19 protein-coding genes and 1 pseudogene are annotated in these 20,398 nt (G+C 72.0%); 16 read left to right on the top strand and 4 right to left on the bottom strand.

What is annotated here, in order from left to right:
- Positions 1-33: 33 nt before the first annotated feature.
- Positions 34-873: a DUF308 domain-containing protein gene (locus tag ACN27D_RS04340; protein ID WP_421498572.1), complete on the bottom strand. Its 840-nt coding sequence runs from the start codon at positions 871-873 to the stop codon at positions 34-36.
- 187 nt (positions 874-1,060) lie between these two features.
- On the opposite strand from ACN27D_RS04340, the gene ACN27D_RS04335 reads away from it, so the two are divergent.
- Positions 1,061-1,756, top strand: coding sequence for a lysophospholipid acyltransferase family protein (locus ACN27D_RS04335; protein WP_121683684.1), 696 nt, complete (start codon positions 1,061-1,063; stop codon positions 1,754-1,756).
- Between the two features lie 3 nt (positions 1,757-1,759).
- Here the strand turns inward: ACN27D_RS04335 and ACN27D_RS04330 are convergent, their stop codons facing one another.
- On the bottom strand, positions 1,760-5,227 hold the full coding sequence (locus ACN27D_RS04330; RefSeq protein WP_421501107.1) for an ATP-binding protein: 3,468 nt from the start codon (positions 5,225-5,227) through the stop codon (positions 1,760-1,762).
- Between the two features lie 139 nt (positions 5,228-5,366).
- Between ACN27D_RS04330 and ACN27D_RS04325 the strand changes: the two genes are divergently transcribed.
- Positions 5,367-5,609, top strand: a complete 243-nt coding sequence (locus ACN27D_RS04325; protein WP_120568782.1) for a hypothetical protein — start codon at positions 5,367-5,369, stop codon at positions 5,607-5,609.
- Positions 5,610-5,687: 78 nt separating this feature from the next.
- On the opposite strand, the gene ACN27D_RS04320 is transcribed toward ACN27D_RS04325, so the two are convergent.
- Entirely contained in the window at positions 5,688-6,380 is a 693-nt protein-coding gene (locus ACN27D_RS04320; RefSeq protein WP_013287664.1) for a Crp/Fnr family transcriptional regulator, read from the bottom strand.
- Between the two features lie 247 nt (positions 6,381-6,627).
- Here ACN27D_RS04320 and ACN27D_RS04315 point away from each other — a divergent pair, with 247 nt between their 5' ends.
- The 4 genes from ACN27D_RS04315 to proC all read left to right on the top strand — a co-directional run bounded on the left by ACN27D_RS04315 (position 6,628) and on the right by proC (position 9,798).
- Positions 6,628-7,131 (top strand): polyadenylate-specific 3'-exoribonuclease AS, encoded by a 504-nt coding sequence (locus ACN27D_RS04315; RefSeq protein ID WP_120568783.1) that lies wholly within the window; start codon positions 6,628-6,630, stop codon positions 7,129-7,131.
- Between the two features lie 58 nt (positions 7,132-7,189).
- The gene (locus ACN27D_RS04310) at positions 7,190-7,693 is read left to right on the top strand and encodes a pyridoxamine 5'-phosphate oxidase family protein (RefSeq protein WP_358172613.1); all 504 of its coding nucleotides are present in this window, start codon (positions 7,190-7,192) and stop codon (positions 7,691-7,693) included.
- 178 nt (positions 7,694-7,871) lie between these two features.
- The gene (locus ACN27D_RS04305) at positions 7,872-8,900 is read left to right on the top strand and encodes a 6-phosphofructokinase (RefSeq protein ID WP_030273929.1); all 1,029 of its coding nucleotides are present in this window, start codon (positions 7,872-7,874) and stop codon (positions 8,898-8,900) included.
- A 79-nt stretch (positions 8,901-8,979) separates the two neighbouring features.
- Entirely contained in the window at positions 8,980-9,798 is an 819-nt protein-coding gene (gene proC, locus ACN27D_RS04300) for a pyrroline-5-carboxylate reductase (protein ID WP_120568785.1), read from the top strand.
- A 3-nt stretch (positions 9,799-9,801) separates the two neighbouring features.
- On the opposite strand, the gene ACN27D_RS04295 is transcribed toward proC, so the two are convergent.
- The gene (locus ACN27D_RS04295; protein ID WP_358172615.1) at positions 9,802-10,566 is read right to left on the bottom strand and encodes a YoaK family protein; all 765 of its coding nucleotides are present in this window, start codon (positions 10,564-10,566) and stop codon (positions 9,802-9,804) included.
- Positions 10,567-10,661: 95 nt separating this feature from the next.
- Here ACN27D_RS04295 and ACN27D_RS04290 point away from each other — a divergent pair, with 95 nt between their 5' ends.
- From ACN27D_RS04290 to ACN27D_RS04245, 10 genes and pseudogenes are all read left to right on the top strand, one after another.
- Positions 10,662-12,077 (top strand): sugar porter family MFS transporter, encoded by a 1,416-nt coding sequence (locus tag ACN27D_RS04290; RefSeq protein WP_421498571.1) that lies wholly within the window; start codon positions 10,662-10,664, stop codon positions 12,075-12,077.
- An 80-nt stretch (positions 12,078-12,157) separates the two neighbouring features.
- A complete protein-coding gene (locus ACN27D_RS04285; RefSeq protein WP_013287657.1) occupies positions 12,158-12,460 on the top strand; it encodes an urease subunit gamma in 303 nt (100 codons plus the stop codon).
- A 43-nt stretch (positions 12,461-12,503) separates the two neighbouring features.
- Positions 12,504-12,839: pseudogene (locus ACN27D_RS04280) on the top strand (urease subunit beta); the annotation flags it as partial.
- A gap of 197 nt (positions 12,840-13,036) precedes the next feature.
- Positions 13,037-14,755, top strand: coding sequence for an urease subunit alpha (locus ACN27D_RS04275; protein ID WP_358172619.1), 1,719 nt, complete (start codon positions 13,037-13,039; stop codon positions 14,753-14,755).
- Positions 14,756-14,814: 59 nt separating this feature from the next.
- Positions 14,815-15,378, top strand: coding sequence for an urease accessory protein UreE (gene ureE, locus ACN27D_RS04270; protein WP_013475749.1), 564 nt, complete (start codon positions 14,815-14,817; stop codon positions 15,376-15,378).
- An 18-nt stretch (positions 15,379-15,396) separates the two neighbouring features.
- On the top strand, positions 15,397-16,074 hold the full coding sequence (locus ACN27D_RS04265; RefSeq protein ID WP_244933245.1) for an urease accessory protein UreF: 678 nt from the start codon (positions 15,397-15,399) through the stop codon (positions 16,072-16,074).
- A 34-nt stretch (positions 16,075-16,108) separates the two neighbouring features.
- On the top strand, positions 16,109-16,738 hold the full coding sequence (ureG, locus tag ACN27D_RS04260) for an urease accessory protein UreG (protein WP_013287653.1): 630 nt from the start codon (positions 16,109-16,111) through the stop codon (positions 16,736-16,738).
- Complete coding sequence (locus ACN27D_RS04255; protein ID WP_421498570.1) at positions 16,735-17,652, top strand: urease accessory protein UreD; 918 nt, start codon at positions 16,735-16,737, stop codon at positions 17,650-17,652. Before ureG ends, ACN27D_RS04255 begins: the two co-directional genes overlap by 4 nt.
- 16 nt (positions 17,653-17,668) lie before the next feature.
- Positions 17,669-18,739 carry an urea transporter gene (gene yut, locus ACN27D_RS04250; RefSeq protein ID WP_421498569.1) on the top strand — a complete coding sequence of 357 codons (1,071 nt, stop codon included), beginning with the start codon at positions 17,669-17,671 and terminating at the stop codon, positions 18,737-18,739.
- Positions 18,717-20,357, top strand: a complete 1,641-nt coding sequence (locus tag ACN27D_RS04245; RefSeq protein WP_358172623.1) for an ammonium transporter — start codon at positions 18,717-18,719, stop codon at positions 20,355-20,357. Before yut ends, ACN27D_RS04245 begins: the two co-directional genes overlap by 23 nt.
- Positions 20,358-20,398 lie beyond the last annotated feature (41 nt).

Below are 20,398 nucleotides of genomic sequence, written 5' to 3'. Positions count from 1 at the left end.
TCCCGCCATCCGGGCGGCACCGGGGATGCGGCGTCAGACGACGGCGCCGTCGTCCGGGTCGTGGTCGTCCCGGTCGCCCGGTCGCAGCCGCCAGATCAGCATCACGAAGCCGGCCAGGATGCCGGTGAAGCCGAGCAGCGTGACCACCGACGGGTCGACCAGCGTCACCACGGTGGGGGACAGGAACAGCAGGAAGCCGAGCACGATGCAGGTCACGCCGAGCACCGCGTACTTGGAGAAGCGGGGCAGCGGGGGCGGCGGGGGCGGGGTGTAGTGCTCCTCGTCCGACGCCTCGTCGGGCAGGTTGTTGCCGAACGTGTCCAGGCCGTCGAGCAGCGAGGGCTCGTCGTGCCGGTCCCGGCTCAGCGAGACGCCGGAGATGTCGGCGGCGTACGGCAGCCGGCGCACGTCGGTGGCGGTCGGGCCGGCGGGCTCCTCGGCCCGGCCGCCGGCGCCGGTGCCCGGCGCGGGCGGGTCGTCCACGTCCTCCGCGGCGGGCCAGGGGTGGCTGCCGGCGCTCGGCGTGGTGTGGAAGCCGGCGACGATCTTCGCCCACTCGGCCTCGATGTCCGGCTCGTCGGTGCGTGGCGGGTCGCCCGCGCCCTCGTCGGCGAGCTGGGTCAGGTAGTCGCGGGCGGTGGTCAGGTGCGACCTGTCGACGTAGAGCCGGTCGACCGGGCGGGCCGGGACGGTGGTGGTGCGGGTCACCGGGTTCAGGTCGGCCGAGGGCTGGAGGTAGGCCGCGATGCCACCGGCGGCGAGCACGTCGAGCAGGTGCTCGCCGACGCGTGGATCGACGTCGCCCGCGACCGCGTACTCGGCCGCGTCGAGCCCGTTGTCCCGTCGTCCCCGACGGGGCCCGCCCCCTGACACGCGGACACCCCCTTCGCCGATCCCTGCCCGTGCCCTGAATCGTGACACGTCGGCACCCGGTTCCGGGAGTGCGTTGTGGCGTGCCGCTCGTCGTTCGTACCCTCTTCCCGGACTCCCGAGGGCGTCGCCGGCGTCTGCGGGGCCACGCGGCGACCCGTCCGCCGCCACCGACACGGGAAGGACGCCGGTGCTGTACTGGCTGCTGAAGTACGTCGTTCTGGGCCCACTGCTGAGGTTGATCTTCCGCCCGCAGGTCGAGGGACTGGAGCACGTTCCGGAGACCGGCCCGGTGATCCTGGCCAGCAACCACCTCTCCTTCTCGGATTCGATCTTCACACCGCTGATCGTCAAGCGAAAAGTCACCTTCATCGCGAAAGCCGAATACTTCACCGGTAAGGGACTCAAGGGCCGGCTCACCAAGATGTTCTTCGTCGGCTCCGGCACGATCCCGGTCGACCGCTCCGGCGGGCGGGCCGCCCGGGCCGCCCTCGACACCCAGCTCTCGGTGCTGCGCGCCGGTGGCATCGCCGGGATCTACCCCGAGGGCACCCGGTCGCCGGACGGCCGGCTCTACCGGGGCAAGACCGGCGTGGCGCGGCTCGCGCTGGAGAGCGGCGCCCCGGTCGTCCCGATGGCCATGCTCAACTCCGACGCGATCCAGCCCACCGGCCAGATCGTCCCGAACCTGGGCCGGGTGCGGATCCGCTTCGGGCCGCCGCTCGACTTCTCCCGCTACGCCGGGATGGCCGGCGACCGGTTCGTCGAGCGGGCCGTCACCGACGAGATCATGTACGAGCTGATGGAGCTGTCCGGCCGCGAGTACGTCGACACGTACGCCCAGAAGGCCAAGAGCGCCGCGGCACGGCAGCCGGTCCCCGCCTGACCCTCAGCCCGCCCCGGCGATCCGCAGCAGCCCACCGGCGGCGTGCCGCCCGGCGAACGCGCGTACCCGGGCCAGCGTCGCCGCGGCGGCCGGCGGGTCCGCCTCGGTCAGCGGCCCGACCGCCAGCGCGGACGCGATCATCTGGTCGGTGACGTCGGTCATCTCCGCGTACCCCTCGGCCGCGGCGGTGAGCAGCCGGCCCGCCCGCGCGGCGTCCCCGTCGCCCCGGGCCAGCGCCGCCTCGGCCGACCGCCCGGCCTCCCGCGCCCAGCGGGTCACCCGCGGCGCGTGGGCCAGCAGGTCGCGCACCAGGACCGCGGCGTCGCCGCCGAGCAGCGCCGCGACGTGACCGACAGCCGGCACCCACTCGGCGAACGGGATCATCGTGGTCTGCCGCCAGTCCTCGTCCAGCTCGGTCAGCAGCGCCACCGCCTCGTCCCGGCGGCCCTGCACCGCACGGCAGAGCGCGGCGTGCGCCAGCGTGGAGCGCAGCACGCGCTGGAACCCGCTGCGCCGGGCTGCGACGAGCGCCTGGTCCACCAGGTCCTCACCGGCGCCCGGACCGGCCGGCCCGTCGCCGAGCGCCCGGATCCAGCCGGACACCGCGACGATGTGCAGGTCCCACTCGTCGGTCGGGCGCCGGGTCGACCCCTCGGCCATCCGCAGCGCCGCCGTCCAGTCCCCGCTGTAGTACGACCGGGCCCACTGGTCGCTGAAGCTCACCGTCAGGGCGTGCTCGCCGGCCAGGTCCAGCGAGCGCTGCTCGTCTACCAGGCGGGCCGAGCCGGTCAGGTCGCCCTCCTCCTGGAGCACCCAGGCCAGGTTGTGCACCGCGCGGCGGCGGCTGGTCAGCCGCTCCACCCGGCACTCCTCGGTCACCTCGGCCAGCTCGGCGTACGCCTCCTCGGCGCCGGCCTGGTACCGGACCACCGCGAGCGTGATGCGCGCGTTCGCCCGCGCCTCCCGCAGCCCGAGCCGCTCGGCCAGCTCGGCGGCGGTACGCGCGGCCACGCACGCCGGCTCGGTCTCCGCGTCGAGCATGTGCGCCCGGGCCAGCTCCAGCAGCACGCCCACCTTGTCCTCGCTGTCCGGCAGCGTGGCGTGCAGCCCGATCGCCCGGTCCAGGCAGCGCATCAGCTCCGAGCGGTCGGCCCGCGCGAAGGCCGCCGTGGCCAGCAGCCGCCACGCCTTCGCCGCGCCGGGGCGGTCACCGGCGTCGGCCAGCCGGCCGGCCAGCGTGGTGAGCAGCGCCGTCCCGCCGCCGTCGAGGAAGCCGTCCCGGTCCCGGTAGAACGCCAGCTCGGCCTGGAACAGTTCGAGCGCCGGATCCGGGCCGCACTCCACGCTCAACGCGCGCTCCACCAGCGTGGCCGCCGTCTCCAGCGCGTGCAGGTCGTACGCCCGGCGCGCGGCCCGGTGCAGCGCGGACCGGGTCGCGGAGGCGTGCGGGGCCTGGTCCAGCCCGACCGTACGGGCGATCTCGTGCGCCGCCCAGCGATGGTTGGCCAGCACCTCGGCCAGGTCGTGCAGCCGGCCGTCGGCGAGTTGCTCCAGCCAGTCGGCGGTGCGCTGGTGCCGGGCGACCCGCTCGGCCCGGGGCAGCCGCTGGTAGCAGACGTCCCGGACCAGCACGTGCCGGAACCGGTACTCCGCCTGACCGGGCATGGTCGAGACGGGCAGCTCGTAGACGAGGTCACGGCGCTGGAGGTGGTGCAGCGCCCGTTCGACCCACTCCGTCGGGCGGCCGAGCGCCAGCGCCACCGGCGCCGCCCAGAACTGCACGCCGACCACCGAGGCGGCCTGGAGCACCGCGCGGTCGGCCGGGTCGAGCAGGTCCAGCCGGTTGGCGATGACCGCCTGCACGGTACGCGGCATCCCGGCGCTCCCGACCGGGTCGGCGAGCGCGAGCGCGGCGGTCCGCTCGGCCAGACCGCCGTCGAGCAGCATCCGCGCGTACTCCTGGGCGTAGAGCGGGTTGCCGTCGGCGAACTCGATCAGCGGCGCCCGTGCGTCCTGCGGCAGCGTGGCCTGGCCGAGCAGCAGCGAGTACAGCGTGTCGATGTCCCCGTCGTGCATCGGCGGCACCGAGATGGACATCGCCCCGCTGATCGTGCCGGTCCAGGCCGGGTGCCGCTCGCGCAGCTCCGGCCGGGCGGTCGCGACGACGAGCAGCGGCACGTTGCGGGCCGCCGCGCCGAGCTGCTCGACGAAGGACAGCATCGCCTCGTCGGCCCAGTGCATGTCCTCGAAGACGAGCACGGTGGGACCGGTCGCGGCCAGGGTGAGCAGGAAGCGCCGCCACGCCGCCTCGGTCTCGGCCGAGGTGAGCCGTTCGCCGGAGACGCCGACGAGCGGGCCCAGCGCCTCGGCCAGCCGTACCGCGTGCGGGTCGGCGAGGTGGCCCAGCCGCTCGCGCAGCCGGTCCCGGATGGTGGCCGGGTCGTCGGCGCCGGTCAGCCCGGCCCAGCTCCGGACGATGTCGGCCAGCGCGGCGTAGGTGACGTTCTCGCCGAACGGCGGGCACTGGCCGGTCAGCCAGGTGACCCGGGTGCCGGGCAGGCTGGCGGCGTGCCGGGCCAGCTCGCGCAGCAGCCGGCTCTTGCCCACCCCGGCCGGGCCGAAGACGGTGAGCAGCTGCGAGGTGCGCTCGGTCAGTGTGCGGTGCAACGCGCTGACCAGCAGGCCCCGCTCGTGGTCCCGGTCGACCATCGGGGTCAGCTCGGCGGTCTGCCCGTCGCGCCGGGGCCGCGCCCGTACGGCCAGCCAGATCCGGCTCACCGACGACCGGCCGCGCAGCGTCACCGGTGGCTGGTCGTCGTACTCCATCTCGCGCCGGGTGGCCGCCCAGGTGCTCTCGTCGACCACCACGCCGCCGACCGGGGCGAGCCCCTGCAAGCGGCTGGCGGTGTTCACCACGTCGCCGGTGACGAACGCCTGGCCGCCGTCGCGCGCCGCGGACAGGTCGACCAGGGCCTCGCCGGTGGCGATGCCGACCCGGAACCCGAGCGGCGGATGCGGTCCGGCCGGCTGCCGGGCCAGGCTGCGTTGCAGCTCCAGCCCGGCGCGTACGCAGCGCAGCGCGTCGTTGTCGGTGGCCACCGGCGCGCCGAACAGCGCCATGACGGCGTCGCCGATGTACTTCTCCACCACGCCGCCGTACTGGTGCACCAGCCGGCGCACCGTGGCGAAGTAGGCCTGTTGCAGACCCCGGGCCTGCTCCGGGTCGGCCCGCTCGGCGTATGTCGTGAAGTCGACGATGTCGATGAAGAGCACGCTCACCTGGCGGCGGTCCTCCTGCACGGTGACCGCGTGGTCGCGCAGCGGCTGACCGCAGTTGGTGCAGAAGTTGGCGCCGGTGTCGTTGGCGTGACCGCAGGACGGGCAGGCCGCGGCCAGCGGACGGCCGCACCCACCGCAGAAACGGTCGTCCGGCCCGGCGGTCCGGGCGCAGTGTCCACAGGTGAGGTCGATGTCCGGCTCCGTACGCGTGAGGTCCCCAGTGTCCCGCGCGGCCGCGCAGTCGGGTACCCGACGGGTCGGCGGGACGTCACGGCTGTTCGGCCGGGTCTAGTCTCCCCTAGCAGGAAGTCCCGTCGACAGGGAGTTTGCCGTGCACGTCCGGCTGTCCGCCTCATGGACCGATCCACGGGGGACGGTGTGGGCCGTCGGTGACACGGTCGACGTGGACGCTGTCACCCTCGCCGAACTGGAGGAAAAAGGCATGGTGGAGCAGCCCGCGGGTAGCGGATCGACCGAGACCACGACCACCACGACGACCCCGCCGAAGAAGACCGACCCGTCGAAGATCGGCCCGGGGCCGAGCGCGCCCCCCGCCGACACCACGAACGACTGACCGGGCGCACGACGAACGGGCGTACGACGAACGCGGCGGGGGCCGGCGGGACGACCGCCGGCCCCCGCCGTCGTCGTGTCAGCGGTCGTTCATGCCGGCCCGGCGGCGCAGCGCGGCCACGTCGGTGACCACGATGCGGCGCCCCTCGGTCCGCAGCCAGCCCCGGCTGGCGAACGAGCCGATGGCCTGGTTGACGCTCTGCCGGGAACCGCCGGCCATCTCGGCGAGCTGGCTCTGGTTCAACTCGATGGTGATCATCGGGGCCTGGCTCTCGCCGGCCAGCCGGACCAGCGTCTTGGCCACCCGGCCGGGCAGGTCGAGGAAGACGTGGTCGGCGTTCTGTTCGGTGAGCCGGCGGATCAGCTGGCCCAGCGAGCGCATCACCGCGTCCAGGATGCGCGGGTTGGAGTGCACCAGCTCCATGAACGCGGGCCGGGACAGCGCGAGCGCGGCGCAGTCCTCGATCGCCTCGGCCGACGCCGAGCGGGTGGAGGCGTCCAACAGGGACACCTCGCCGAGCACGTCCGGGGGTCGGATCACCGACAGCACCGCGCGTTCGCCGGTCGGTGCGGTGCGGAACACCGCCACCGCGCCGCGGCGCAGCACGATCAGCGACTCGCCGGGGTCGTTCTCGACGAAGAGCAGCTGGCCCTTGCGGTACGTGCGCGGTACGGCTGCGGCGATGACACGCTGCCGCACCTCCGGCTCGAGCCCGGCGAACATCTCCACACCCGTGAGCGCGTCACCCGGCTCCGGCAGGCGAGACTCCACGGCTCAACCCCTCCCCGGTCAGAAGTCACGACTCGCACACCGGGTGAAGCTGTCAGTCCCGGTACGAGGCAGCTCAACCGGTTCGGCGCCCGACGGCGGTACACATCAGATCATGACGCTCTCGTCGCGTGCTGTACACCCCCGGAAACACTTCCGTGACCATGCCCGGCCGCCGCCGGCACGGCCGCCGACCTCGGCGGACGCCCCGGCGACCGGCCCGTGCCGGTGATGGGCGAGGATGAGGGCGATGGTTTACCGCTATTTCTACGACTGCGAATTCATCGAGGACGGCCGCATCGTCGACCTGGTGTCGATCGGCGTCGTCGACGAGTACGGCCGCGAGTTCTACGCGGTCTCCACCGAGTTCGACGACTCCCGGGCGGTGCCCTGGGTGCGGCGCAACGTGCTGGACAAGCTCCCCTCGCCGGCCGACCGGGCCTGGCGCTCCCGGGAGCGCATCCGCGACGACCTGCACGAGTTCCTGATGGAGCCGGTGCGGGACCGGCCGGGCGAGCAGCTGGAGCTGTGGGCCTGGTACGCCGCGTACGACCACGTCGTGCTGGCCCAGCTGTGGGGCGCGATGCCGGCGCTGCCCCGGGAGATCCCCCGCTTCACCAAGGAGCTGCGCCAGCTCTGGGACGACCGGGGCCGTCCCCGGCTGCCGGACGCCGAGGCCGACCGGCACGACGCGCTCGTCGACGCCCGGCACAACCTGGCGCGGTGGCGGGCGATGACGGCGCGGGAGGTTTGACCGGTTCCGCCCAGGGCACGGGAGCGGCATCTACGCCGACCGGAGACAGGAGTGCCCCATGAGCCATGAGCCGACCAACGCCGCGGACGCCCGCCGCCGGGTCACCGAGCTGATCCGGGACGCCCGGATCTGCCTGCTCACCACCACCGGCGTGGACGGGCGTCTGGTGAGCCGCCCGATGGGGTTGCAGGAGGCGGAGTTCGACGGCGACCTGTGGTTCTTCGCCTATGCCGACTCGGCGAAGGTGCGGCAGATCCGGGTGAACCCGCAGGTGAACGTCGGTTTCTCCGACCAGCGGCACCACGCCTGGGTGTCGGTCGCCGGCACCGCCACCGAGGAGTGGGACCCCGAGCGGGCGAAGGAGCTGTGGAGCCCGGTGCTGAAGGTGTGGTTCCCCGACGGGCTGGACACGCCGGGGATCACGTTGATCAAGGTGCACGCCGGGTCGGCTGAGTACTGGGACTCGCCCGGCAGCACCGTGGTCAACCTGCTCGGCTTCGCCAAGGCGGCGGTGACCGGCAAGCCGCCGAAGGCGGGGGAGAACCACGAGGTCAGCTACTGACGGGTAGCCCGTCCGCCGTCCGGAACGGCCCGGGGTGCGGTGTCGGCGTACACCTGCGCCGACTACAGTGCGCAGTGACGGCCCGCCCCGGGCCGGCAACGGCGCCGATGGTCTGATCTGACACATATCCTGGGGCTTATCCGGGCTTCACCTGATGCTCCAGGAGGATGAGCAGATCATGCGTATCGGCGTGCTCACCGGCGGCGGCGACTGCCCAGGTCTCAACGCGGTGATTCGGGCGGTGGTCCGCAAGGGCGTCGCCACCTACGGTCACGAGTTCGTGGGCTTCCGCGACGGCTGGAAGGGCCCGCTCGAGGGCCTGACCAAGCCGCTCGGCATCGCCGAGGTGCGCGGCATCCTGCCCCGCGGCGGCACCATCCTCGGCTCGTCCCGCACCAACCCGTTCAAGATCGAGAACGGCGTGGAGCGGATCAAGGACAACCTCGCGGCCCAGGGCGTGGACGCGCTGATCGCGATCGGCGGCGAGGACACCCTCGGCGTCGCCACCAAGCTGCACGAGCTGGGCGTGAACGTCATCGGTGTGCCGAAGACGATCGACAACGACCTCGGTGCGACCGACTACACGTTCGGCTTCGACACCGCCGTCAACATCGCCATGGAGGCGATCGACCGGCTGCACACCACCGCGGAGAGCCACCACCGCACGCTCGTGGTCGAGGTCATGGGCCGGCACGCCGGCTGGATCGCCCTGCACGCCGGCCTCGCCGGTGGCGCCAACGTGATCCTGCTGCCGGAGCGGCAGTTCGACGTCGAGCAGGTCGCCGGCTACGTCGAGAAGCGCTTCCAGCACCAGTACGCCCCGATCGTCGTGGTCGCCGAGGGCGCCCAGCCGCTGGACGGCCAGATGGTCCTGCACAACCAGGAGCTGGACGCGTTCGGTCACGTCCGTCTCGGCGGCATCGGCCAGTGGCTGGCCGAGCAGCTGGAGGCGAAGACCGGCAAGGAGGCCCGCACCGTGGTGCTCGGCCACATCCAGCGCGGCGGCACCCCGACCGCGTTCGACCGGGTGCTGGCCACCCGGCTCGGCCTCCACGCGATCGACGCCGCGCACGAGGGCGACTGGGGCAAGATGGTCGCGATGCAGAGCACGGACATCGTCCGCGTCCCGCTCGCCGACGCCACCCGGGAGCTGAAGACCGTGCCGCTGGAGCGGTACGCCGAGGCCGAGGTCTTCTTCGGCAGCTGATCGACGGCGCACGGGCGTGGCGGGCCGGCGACCCGGCCCGCCACGCCCTGCCCACGTGACCCGGGAAGGGGTACGGCTGATGGCACGCCAGGTGCACACGGTCGCGGTGATCGGCGCCGGCAAGATCGGTGAGCTGATGCTCTCCGGGCTGCTGCGTTCCGGCTGGCCGGTGGAGCGGCTGCTCGCCACCGCGCGGCGGCCGGCGCGGGCGCGGGAGCTGACCGACCGCTACGGCGTACGGGTGGTGGACAACCTCACCGCGGTGACCGAGGCCGAGGTGCTGGCCGTGTCGGTCAAGCCGCAGGACGCCGCCGCGCTGCTGGACGAGATCGGCCCGAAGGTGCCGGCCGACAAGCTGGTCATCTCGCTCTGCGCCGGTCTGCCGACTGCGTTCTTCAACCGCCGGCTGCCCGAGGGCACCCCGGTGGTCCGGGTCATGACGAACACCCCGGCGCTCGTCGACCAGGCGATGAGCGCGATCTCGGCGGGCGCCTACGCCACTGGCGAGCACCTGGCCCTGGCGGAGGAGATGTTCTCCCCGCTCGGCTCGACCGTCCGGGTGCCCGAGTCGCAGCAGGACGCGGTCACCGCGCTCTCCGGCTCCGGCCCGGCCTACTTCTACCTGCTGGTCGAGGCGATGATCGACGCGGGCATCCTGCTCGGCCTGCCGCGTCAGGTGGCGCACGAGCTGATCGTGCAGACCGCGATCGGCTCGGCGGTGATGCTGCGCGACTCCGGCGAGCACCCGGTGAAGCTGCGCGAGGCGGTCACCTCGCCCGCGGGCACCACCATCTCCGCGATCCGCGAGCTGGAGAACCACGGCGTACGCGCGGCCATGCTCGCGGCGCTGGAGGCGGCCCGGGACCGGGCCCGGGAACTCGCCGCCCAGGCCGACTGACGCTCAGCCGGGCCGCGACGGCGGCCGGGGGTGCCGCCGCAGCAGCAGGATCAGCACGGCCAGCGCGATCGTCCCCCACAGCGGCACCCAGCGGGGCCGGTGCTGGGCGAGCGTGCCGATCGCGCCGCCGACGCTGTAGCTGACCAGGGCGAGCAGCCCGAGCAGGGTGCCCCGCCGGGCCCGGCCCCGGCCGGCGGCGGGGCCGAACAGCCAGCGGGCGGCCCGCTCACCGGTCTTCGTCGTGGTGTCCGACTGGTAGGTGATCGGCGTCGCGATCCCCGCGGTACGGGTCGCCACGGTGGTCAGGCTGCCCATGGCGACCGCGCCGGCCGCGGCGAGCAGCACACGCGCGGCCGTGCCGTGCCGGCCGTACGCGAGCACCAGGTTGAGCACCGTCCAGACGACCATGGCGGCCTCGGTGACGGCGATGTCCACCAGTGGCGCCGCCGTCGGCCGGGTCCGGCGGCGGAGCAGGTTCACCAGTCCGGCGGCGGTGGCGAACGCGACGATCGAGGCCGCCGAGACCGGCCACGTGGGATGCCCGCCGGCCGGTCCCATGCCGAGGAAGATGGCGTTGCCGGACTGGTTGGCGACGAACGCGCCGTACCGCAGGAACGCGAAGGCGTCCAGCGCGCCGGCGGTGACGACGGCGAGTACGAGCGCCGCGAGCGGGTGGCGGAACTCGCGGTAGGAGTCCGCGGAGCCGTACGGCGCCGACCGGTTCACCCTTCCCCCGTCCGTGTGCAGGAGCGACCACGGCAGCGTCATCGTTTCGCTGTCGGACCGCTGCGGCGAACCTACTATATGTCGCATATGTAGGGTTACGGCCGTTTCGGTAGGCGGTCGCCGGCGGACGGGGTGACATGGCGGCGAGCGGACGCGCGGCCGGCCGGCCGCCCCGCCACAACCTCGTGGCGATCCTGGCGATCGTCGTCCTCTCCGGCGCGTTCTTCGGCTACAACCAGGGCGTCATCAGCGGCGCGCTGCACGACATCCGGCACACCTTCGACGTGGACACCTTCGAGGTGGAGGTCGCGGCGAGCTGGGTGACGCTCGGCGCGCTGGCCGGCGCGCTCGCCGGCGGTCACCTCGCCGACCGGATCGGCCGGCGGGGCGCGCTGTGGGTCGCCGCCGGCGCGTACGTCGTCGGCACGATCGTGCAGGCGGCGGCCCCGGCCATCGGCGCCCTGCTCGGCGCGCGGCTGCTCCTCGGGGTGGGCATCGGCGTGGCCTCGGTCGCCGGGCCGATGTTCGCGGCCGAGGCGGCGCCGGAACGGATCCGGGGCGGCCTGCTCGCGGTCTACCAGTTCTCGACCACCTTCGCGATCTTCATCGGCTACCTGGCGGACGAGCTGTTCACCGGCGGCGAGTCGTGGCGGTACCTGCTCGGTGCCGCGGTCGTGCTGGGCGTGGCGCTGATCCTGGTGACGGTGGTGGTACCCGACTCGGCGGTCTGGTACCTCAAGCGGGGCGACCGGCGCCGCGCCCGGGAGTCGCTGTGCCGGACCGTTCCCGAGCAGCGGGTGGAGCAGCGCCTGCACGAGATCGAGGAGAGTCTGCACGGTCGCAGGGCGAGCTGGCGGGAGCTGCTGTCCCCGCAGTGGCGGCGTCCGCTCGCGCTGGGCGTGGGGCTGGCGCTGTTCCAGCAGACGACCGGGATCAACGGCATCATCTACTACGCCGACTCGATCTTCTCGGCAGCCGGATTCCGTACCCCCGAGGCGCAGCTCTCCGCGACCACCTGGGCGATCGGCGCGGTGGACGCGGCGTTCGCGCTCGTCGCGGTAGGCCTGCTCGACCGCGTCGGCCGCCGCCCGCTGCTGCTGGTCGGCCTGGCGGGGATGGCCGTCTCGCTCGCCGTGGTCAGCGTCAGCTTCCTGGGCGCGGGCACCGGGCGTGGCGACGGCCGGATCACCACCTCGGGCCTGTTCCTGCTGGTCGGCGTGATCTTCTTCGTCGCCTTCTACGCCGTGTCCATCGGCCCGGGCGCGTGGACCGTGATCAACGAGATCTATCCCGGTCCGATCCGCGGCCGGTGCGTGGCGATCGCCTCGGCGACCCACTGGGGCACCGAGTACCTGATCACGCAGTTCTTCCTGAGCCTGCTCGACGCGCTCGGCCGGTCGGGGGTGTTCGCGCTGTTCGCCGCGCTGTGCGTGCTCGGCTTCCTGTTCGTCCGGCGCTACCTGCCCGAGACCAGGGGCCGGACGCTGGAGCAGATCCAGCAGATCTGGGTCGCCGACTACGACCGGCGCAGGCGGGCGCACGCCGAGTCCTGAGATCTTGCTGAAAGCCTACCTTCTTCGCAAACCCCTCCTAATGTGGCGATATAGCCGAAAGTACGTGAAGGGATCGCGACGTGCATCTCACGCCGAAGGAATTCGACAAGCTGACGATTCACTCGCTGGCGATGGTGGCCAACGCCCGCAAGGCACGCGGGGTCAAGCTCAACCACCCCGAGGCGGTGGCGGTGATCTGCGCCGCGGCGCTCGAAGGCGCGCGCGAGGGCAAGACCGTCGAGGAGGTCATGAACGACGCGAGCCACGTGCTCACGGCGGACGACGTGATCCCCGGCGTGGCGGACATGATCCCGATGCTCCAGGTCGAAGCGGTCTTCACCGACGGGTCACGGCTGATCACCGTCCACTCACCCATCCAGTAGAGCAGCGACCGGAGGCCACGGTCTCCGGCAGAGCGGGGGCGACATGGCGAAGCAACACCCGGGACCGAACTCCAAGCACCTTCGGCCCATCGGCGGCTACAAGCTCAGCGACCAACCTCTGGAACTCAACGCCGGGCGGCCGGTGACCGAGGTGGTCGTGCAGAACACCGGCGACCGGCCCATCCAGGTCGGTTCCCACTTCCACTTCTTCGAGGCCAACCGCTTCCTGGAGTTCGACCGCCCGGCGGCGTTCGGCAAGCGGCTGAACATCCCGGCCACCACCTCGATCCGGTTCGAGCCCGGCGACCGCAAGACCGTCCAGCTCGTCCCGTACGGCGGTTCCCAGCGGGTGTACGGCTTCAACGGCCTGGTCCAGGGCTGGACCGGGGACGGGCCGATCCCCGGCTACCGGCCGGACCGGGCCGAGGCGCTCCACCAGGCCCAGACGCGCGGCTTCAAGACCACGTCGCAGCAGCAGGACCAGGGCAAGGACCAGGGCAAGGGCCAGGACCAAGGCAAGGGCAAGGGCAAGTAGCCCGGCCACTCTCAGACGCGCCAGAGCTGGAGCGATAACGCATGAGTCAGATCTCACGGCAGGAATACGCCGGAATGTACGGCCCGACCACGGGCGACCAGATCCGGCTGGGTGACACCGACCTCTACATCGAGATCGAGAAGGACCTGCGGGTCCTCGGTGACGAGGTCATGTACGGCGGCGGCAAGACCCTGCGCGACGGCATGGGCAGTGCCAGCCAGGCAACGAGCGCCGAGGGCGTGGTGGACCTGGTGATCACCAACGTGACCATCGTGGACGCGCTGCTCGGCGTGGTCAAGGCAGACGTGGGGATCAAGGACGGCAAGATCGCCGGGATCGGCAAGGCCGGCAACCCCAACATCATGGACGGGGTGACCCCGGGCCTGGTGACCGGTCCGGGCACCGACGCGATCTCCGGCGAACACCTGATCCTGACCGCCGGTGGCATCGACGCGCACGTCCACCTGGTCACGCCGCAGCAGGTGTGGGCCGCGCTCAGCAACGGCGTCACCACCCTCTGGGGCGGCGGCACCGGACCCACCGACAGCACCAACGGCGTCACCATCACGCCCGGCCCGTGGAACATCCAGAACATGATGCGGGCCTTCGAGGACCTGCCGATCAACATCGGCCTGCTGGGCAAGGGCAACAGCAGCGGCCGGGCGCCGCTCGTCGAGCAGATCATGGCCGGGGTGCCCAGCTTCAAGATCCACGAGGACTGGGGCGCGCCGCCCGCGGTGATCCGGTCCTGCCTGGCCGTCGCCGACGAGTACGACGTCCAGATCAGCATCCACACGGACACGCTCAACGAGAGCGGCTACATCGAGGACAGCATCGCCGCCTTCGAGGGCCGGACCATCCACACGTTCCACACCGAGGGCGCCGGCGGCGGGCACGCACCGGACATCATCAAGGTCGCCGGCCAGATGAACGTCCTGCCCGCGTCGACCACGCCCACCGTTCCGTACGGCATCAACAGCCAGTCCGAGCTGTACGACATGATCATGGTCTGTCACAACTTCAACCCGAAGGTGCCCTCGGACGTCGCCTTCGTGGAGAGCCGGATCCGCACCGAGACCATCGCCGCCGAGGACGTGCTCCTCGACGAGGGCGTCATCTCGATGATGCAGAGCGACTCGCAGGCCATGGGCCGGGTGGGCGAGACCTGGCTGCGCACCGTCCAGCTCGCCGGGCAGATGAAGAACGTGCGCGGCAAGCTGGCCGAGGACTCCGACGCCAACGACAACTTCCGCGTCCTGCGCTACGTCGCCAAGATGACCATCAACCCGGCGATCACCCAGGGCGTCTCGCACGTCATCGGGTCGGTCAGCCCGGGCAAGCTCGCCGACCTGGTGCTCTGGGAGCCCGCGTTCTTCGGCACGAAGCCGAAGATGGTGCTCAAGGGCGGCATGATCGCCTGGTCGATCATGGGTGACCCGAACGCGTCGCTGCCCACGCCGCAGCCGGTCTACTACCGGCCCATGTTCGGCGCCACCGGTTCGCAGGTCGCCAAGAACTGCGTGACGTTCGTGTCCCGCGCCGCGCACGAGTCGGGCGTGGCCGAGCAGCTGGGCCTGCAACGGCAGGTCATCCCGGTCTACGGCTGCCGCAACCTGACCAAGCGCGACATGGTGCGCAACGACCGTACGCCGAAGCTCGAGGTCGACCCGGAGACCTTCGCCGTGAAGATGGACGGCGTGCACGCGACAGTGCCGGCGGCCAAGAACCTCCCCCTCAGCCAGCTCTACTTCTTCAGCTGACCCGGCGCGACGCCCGCTCCCGGCCGGGCCGGCGGCGGGGCCGCGTGAAAGGAGAACACATGCTCGTCGAAACGGTACTCGGCAACGTGAACGAGCCGGCCTGGACCGAGCGGCTCCGGGAGGCCAAGGTCGACGACCTGGTCCTCGACCAGTGGGACGCGCAGAAGAGCAGGCTGCGCCGGACCACCAGCCTCGGCACCGAACTGGCGCTGTCCCTGGCCCGCGGCGTACGGCTGCGCGACGGCGACGTGCTCGCGTGGGACGACGCCACGGCGACTGCGGTGGTGGCCCGGATCGCGCTCGGCGAGGTGATGGTCGTGCACCTCGACACGCTGCACGGCGAGTCGCTGGACATGGTGATCCGCTCGGCCGTCGAACTGGGCCACGCGATCGGCAACCAGCACTGGCCGGCGGTGGTGAAGGGCACCAAGATGTACGTCCCGCTCACTGTGGACCGCAAGGTGATGGACTCGGTGATGCGCACGCACGCGTTCACCGGTCTCACCCACGAGTTCATCCCCGGCACCGAGATCATCGCGTACCTGGCCCCGCACGAGTCGCGGCGCCTGTTCGGCGGGGCCGACTCGACCCCGCACACGCACCTGCCCGCCGACCTGAACTGAGGGGCGCGGGTGTCCACGGTGACCGAGGCCCTGAAGCTGCTCCAGTTCGGCGACTCGGTCTTCCCGGTCGGCGCCTTCTCCTTCTCCAACGGGCTGGAGACGGCGGTCGAGCAGGGCGCGGTGCACGACCGGGCCACGTTGCAGGAGTTCGTGCGTACCGTCACCCGCGCCGCCGCCACCGGTGACGGGGTGGCGCTGCTCGTGGCGCACCGCGCCGCCCGCGCCGGCGACCTCGACCGGATCCGGGCGGCCGACGAGGCCGTACACCTGCGCAAGATCAATGAGGAGACGCGGACCATGACGGTCCGCATGGGGCGCAAGCTGGCCGAGGCCGCCGAACGGGTGGTGGGGGAGTCCCTGCTGCGCAAGCGCGTCGCGGAGAGCGGCGCCGGCGTCCCGGTCACCTACCCGGTCGCGCTCGGCGTGCTCTTCGCCGAACTCGGCGTGGGGGAGGCGGACGCGTTCGCCGCCCACCAGTACGGCGCGGCCTCCATGGTGCTCGGCGCGGCGGTCCGGCTGATGCGGGTGGACCACCTCGACACCCAGTCGATCCTCTTCGCGGTCAACGAGCGGGTCGGCGAGGACTACGAGGAGGTGCGGACCGCCGGGCTCGACGACATGCAGAGCTTCGCGCCGCACCTCGACGTGCTGGCCGGCGCGCACCAGCACGCACACGTACGGATGTTCATGAGCTGAGCGCTCCCGCTCACCACCTGAAGGGCTCTTCGAAATGAAATCAGCGAGTCGGATCGGCGTCGGCGGCCCGGTGGGCAGCGGCAAGACGGCCATCATCGAGGCCGTCGTGCCCCGCCTGGTCGAGCAGGGCCTGCGCATCCTGGTCATCACCAACGACGTGGTCACCACCGAGGACGCCAAGCACGTCCGCCGCGCCCTGACCGGCGTGCTGGTGGAGGAGCGCATCGTCGGCGTGGAGACCGGCGCCTGCCCGCACACCGCGGTACGCGAGGACCCCAGCATGAACCTCGCCGCGGTGGAGGACATGGAGGCGCGGTTCCCGGACAGCGACGTCGTGCTCATCGAGAGCGGCGGCGACAACCTCACGCTCACCTTCAGCCCCGCGCTCGTCGACTACTTCATCTACGTGATCGACGTGGCGGCCGGCGACAAGATCCCGCGCAAGAACGGCCCTGGCATCTCCAAGTCCGACATCCTCGTGATCAACAAGACCGACCTGGCCCCGTACGTCGACGCCGACCTGGACGTGATGGCCCGCGACGCCGAGCTGATGCGCGGCGGCAAGCCGTTCGTGTTCACCAACTGCAAGACCGGCGAGGGCATCGACGACCTGGTGGACCTGGTCCGCCGCAACGCGCTCTTCGACGCCGAAGTGCTCGCATGACCACTCTGGACTCCGTCCGGGAACTCGCGCCGTACCAGGACCAGCCGGCGCAGCTGCCGGCCGCCGCGAACGGCAAGGTGGGCATCCTCCGGCTCGGGTTCGAGCGGCGCGCGGACCGGACCATCCTGCGCGACGTCTACCGGCAGTCGCCGCTGCTGGTGCAGCGCGCGCTGTACTGGGACGAGGAGATGCCGGGCCTGCCCTGCGTCATGATCCTCACCACCTCCGGCGGCGTGCTCCAGGGCGACCGGCTGCGCATCGACGTCGACCTCGGGCCCGGCGCACAGGCGCACCTGGTCACCCAGGCCGCCACCAAGATCCAGGAGATGGACGCCAACTACGGCACCCAGACCCAGAGCTTCACCCTGGCCGACGACGCCTACCTGGAGTTCCTGCCCGAGCCGGTGATCCCGTTCCGGCGCAGCCGGTTCGTCTCCGACACCGTGGTCCGGCTGCCGGAGACCGCGACAATGCTGTACGCCGAGGTGCTCCAGCCCGGCCGCAAGTACTACCGCGACGGCGAGATCTTCGCGTACGACCTGTTCTCCACCACGCTGCGGGCGCAACGGCCCGACGGACGCCCGCTGTTCGTGGAGAAGTTCGTGATCACTCCCGGCCGCTTCCCGGTGTCGCGGATCGGGATGATGGACCGCTTCCACGTCTTCGGCAACGTCGTGCTGCTCACCGACCCGGACCGGGCGGCCCGGGTCTTCGAGCGCACCGCGACGCCGGTGTGGGACGAGCGGACACCGCTGGCCACCGCTGTGAGCCGGCTGCCGAACGACGCCGGCCTGGTGTTCAAGGTGCTCGGGCAGGAGACCGAACCGGTCCGCGCCGCGGTACGCGCGTTCTGCACGGCCGCCCGCGAAGAGGTGACCGGCTGCACCTTCCCGCCGGTCTTCAGCTGGCGTTGACCAGGAGGACAGCGAGATGGCCGACATCGGACGTGGCTGGCGCCACCTGGCCGACCGGAACCCGGCGGCTGGGTTCGTCGACGCCTGCCTGCGCGGCGCCGCCCAGGTGGTGCTCCAGAACAATCCGCTCAGCGGCCTGCTCATCCTGATCGCGCTCGCCTGGGGCGCGTTCGAGAACGGGACGCCCCGGGTGTTCGGCGGCGGCGTGCTCGGCCTGGTCGTGGGCACCGCGACCGCGCTGGCGCTGCGGGTCGACATGTCGAGCTGGCGCAAGGGCCTGTTCGGGTTCAGCCCGCTGCTGACCGGGCTCGCGGTGCCCACGTTCCTCGACCAGCGCCCGCTGATGTGGCTCTACCTCGTGCTCGGCGCGATCGGCACGGTGGTGGTCACGCTCGCCCTCAACGCCGTCTTCAAGCGCTGGAACCTGACCGCCTACACGTTCCCGTTCGTGCTCACGACGTGGTTCCTGCTGATGGCGGCGTACCAGTTCGACAGGTTCACGGTGCTCACCAAGCTGACGCCGAAGTTCCCCGGTGAGGGATCGTCGGCCGGCGGCACGTTCGACTGGGGCCTCGTTCCGACGTTCTTCAAGGGCGTGTCCCAGGTCTACCTGATCGAGAGCTGGGTCGCCGGCCTGCTCATCCTCGTCGCCCTGCTGATCAACTCCCGGTGGTCGGCGCTGTTCGCGGTGATCGGCGCCGTCGGCGCGACACTGCTGGCGCTCTGGTTCGGCGCCGACGGCGCATCGCTGGACAAGGGGCTGTTCGCCTTCAACGCGGTGCTGACCGCGATCGTGGTGGGCGCTGTCGCGCACCGCCCCGGCGCGCTGGTCACCGTCTACACGCTGTTCGGGATCGCGTTGACGCTGGTCGTGCAGATGGCGCTGACCACCATGCTCACGCCGCTGGGCATCCCGGTGCTGACCGGCCCGTTCAACATCGCCACCTGGCTGTTGCTGCTGCCCGACCGGCACTTCGCGCCGGTGCCCAACCACGAACGGGTCAAGGACAGCGTCCTGCACACCGTCCGCGACTCCGTCCACCTGCGAGAGAAGGAGGGAAACCGTGTCCGCTCCGAACGCGGGTGACACCGCCTGGGTGCTGGTCTGCGCCGGCCTCGTCCTGTTCATGACGCCGGGACTCGCCGCGTTCTACGGCGGCATGGTCCGCACCCGCAACGTCCTGGCGATGCTGCAACAGAACATGATCGCGCTCGGCGTGGTCAGCCTGACCTGGGTACTCGTCGGCTACACCATCGCCTTCGGCGACGACGCCGGCAGCGGGCTGTTCGGCAACCTGGAACTGTTCGGGCTCACCGACCTGAAGGTGCCGCCCGCACCCAACCTGCACGTGGTCGACGGCCGGATCACCATCCCGACGCTGGCGTTCGTACTGTTCCAGATGATGTTCGCGGTGATCACACCCGCGCTCGTCACCGGCGCCACAGCGGGCCGGCTGCGCTTCGGCGGCTGGGTGCTGTTCCTCGCGGTCTGGTCGATAGTGGTCTACGCGCCGATCGCGCACTGGCTCTGGCACCCCGGCGGATGGCTGGCGAAGTTCGGCACCCAGGACTGGGCCGGCGGACTGGTCGTGCACGCCAGCGCCGGCGCCGCCGTCCTCGCCGTGCTGCTCGTCGTCGGCCGCCGCCGGAACTGGCCGCACACCGCCGCGCCACCGAACTCGATCCCGCTGACCATCGTCGGCGCCGGCATCCTCTGGTTCGGCTGGTTCGGCTTCAACGGCGGCGACGGCCTCCAGGCCAACGGCCTGGCCGCGCAGGCCGTCCTCAACACGCACCTCGCCGCCGCCGCGGCGATGCTCGTCTGGCTGGCGCTGGAACGCGTCACCGACGGACACAGCACCGTCGTGGGCGCGGTCTCCGGCGCGGTCGCGGGCCTGGCCACTGTCACCCCGACCGCCGGGTACGTCAACGCGGCGTCGGCCGTCGCGATCGGCGCGCTGGCCGGCCTGGTCTGCCACTTCGCGCTGAAACTGAAGTACCTGCTGCGCCTCGACGACGCGCTCGACGTGCTCGCCGTGCATTTCGTCGGCGGCATGCTCGGCACGCTCCTGCTCGGCCTGTTCGGCAACCGCGGGGTCAACCCGCTCGGCGCCGACGGGCTGTTCCTCGGCGGCGGAGGCGGCCTGCTGTGGCGCCAGCTCGTCGGCGTGGTGAGCGTGGTCGCGTTCTCCTTCGTCCTCACCTGGCTGATCGCCGCCGGGGTGCAGGCGCTCATCGGCCTGCGCGTGCCGCCGGCCGACCAGGAGCGCCTGGACCAGGCGCAACAGGGCGCCGACGCGTACCACCTCGGCGGGGTGACCAGCCTGACCGCGCCGGGCGCGCCCCGGCGTCGTACCGCGGCGGCGCCGGCCGGCGAACCGTCCGTGCCGCCCGGCCAGCGGGTACGGGTGGTCACCGCGCTGCTGGAGCCGGACCCGGCGGCCAACAGCGCCGACCTGCGCGACGCGCTGCTGCGCGCGGGCGCGATCTCGGTCATCGTCAGCGACGCCGCAGTGGCGACGACGACACCGCAGGCGAGCCTGCTGCCGCGTGGTTACTGGCAGGACCAGCCACTGGCAGCCCGGTTGCGCGTCACGGTGCTGGTCGGTGCGGACGGGGTGGGGGCGGTGCTGGACGAGCTGGACCGGATGGGCGCGCGGCGGAGCGACACGTTCGTGCAGGAGGCGGAACGCGTCCAATCCTGACAACGCCCCGGCGTCGCGCTCGGCCGTGCTCGCCCGGTGCC

Source organism: Micromonospora sp. WMMD1274 (assembly GCF_049179035.1).
GTDB classification, from domain to species: Bacteria; Actinomycetota; Actinomycetes; order Mycobacteriales; family Micromonosporaceae; genus Micromonospora; species Micromonospora tulbaghiae.
This window is presented reverse-complemented; position numbering and strand designations above follow the sequence as displayed.

Bases quoted from the DNA above. Each gene is read 5' to 3' on its own strand.
- ACN27D_RS04310 (WP_358172613.1), top strand. From the start codon at position 7,190: ATGAGCCATGAGCCGACCAACGCCGCGGACGCCCGCCGCCGGGTCACC.
- ACN27D_RS04275 (WP_358172619.1), top strand. From the start codon at position 13,037: ATGAGTCAGATCTCACGGCAGGAATACGCCGGAATGTACGGCCCGACC.
- ureE (WP_013475749.1), top strand. From the start codon at position 14,815: ATGCTCGTCGAAACGGTACTCGGCAACGTGAACGAGCCGGCCTGGACC.
- ACN27D_RS04255 (WP_421498570.1), top strand. From the start codon at position 16,735: ATGACCACTCTGGACTCCGTCCGGGAACTCGCGCCGTACCAGGACCAG.
- ACN27D_RS04290 (WP_421498571.1), top strand. From the start codon at position 10,662: ATGGCGGCGAGCGGACGCGCGGCCGGCCGGCCGCCCCGCCACAACCTC.
- ACN27D_RS04315 (WP_120568783.1), top strand. From the start codon at position 6,628: ATGGTTTACCGCTATTTCTACGACTGCGAATTCATCGAGGACGGCCGC.
- ureG (WP_013287653.1), top strand. From the start codon at position 16,109: ATGAAATCAGCGAGTCGGATCGGCGTCGGCGGCCCGGTGGGCAGCGGC.
- ACN27D_RS04305 (WP_030273929.1), top strand. From the start codon at position 7,872: ATGCGTATCGGCGTGCTCACCGGCGGCGGCGACTGCCCAGGTCTCAAC.
- ACN27D_RS04295 (WP_358172615.1), bottom strand. From the start codon at position 10,566: ATGACGCTGCCGTGGTCGCTCCTGCACACGGACGGGGGAAGGGTGAAC.
- yut (WP_421498569.1), top strand. From the start codon at position 17,669: ATGGCCGACATCGGACGTGGCTGGCGCCACCTGGCCGACCGGAACCCG.
- proC (WP_120568785.1), top strand. From the start codon at position 8,980: ATGGCACGCCAGGTGCACACGGTCGCGGTGATCGGCGCCGGCAAGATC.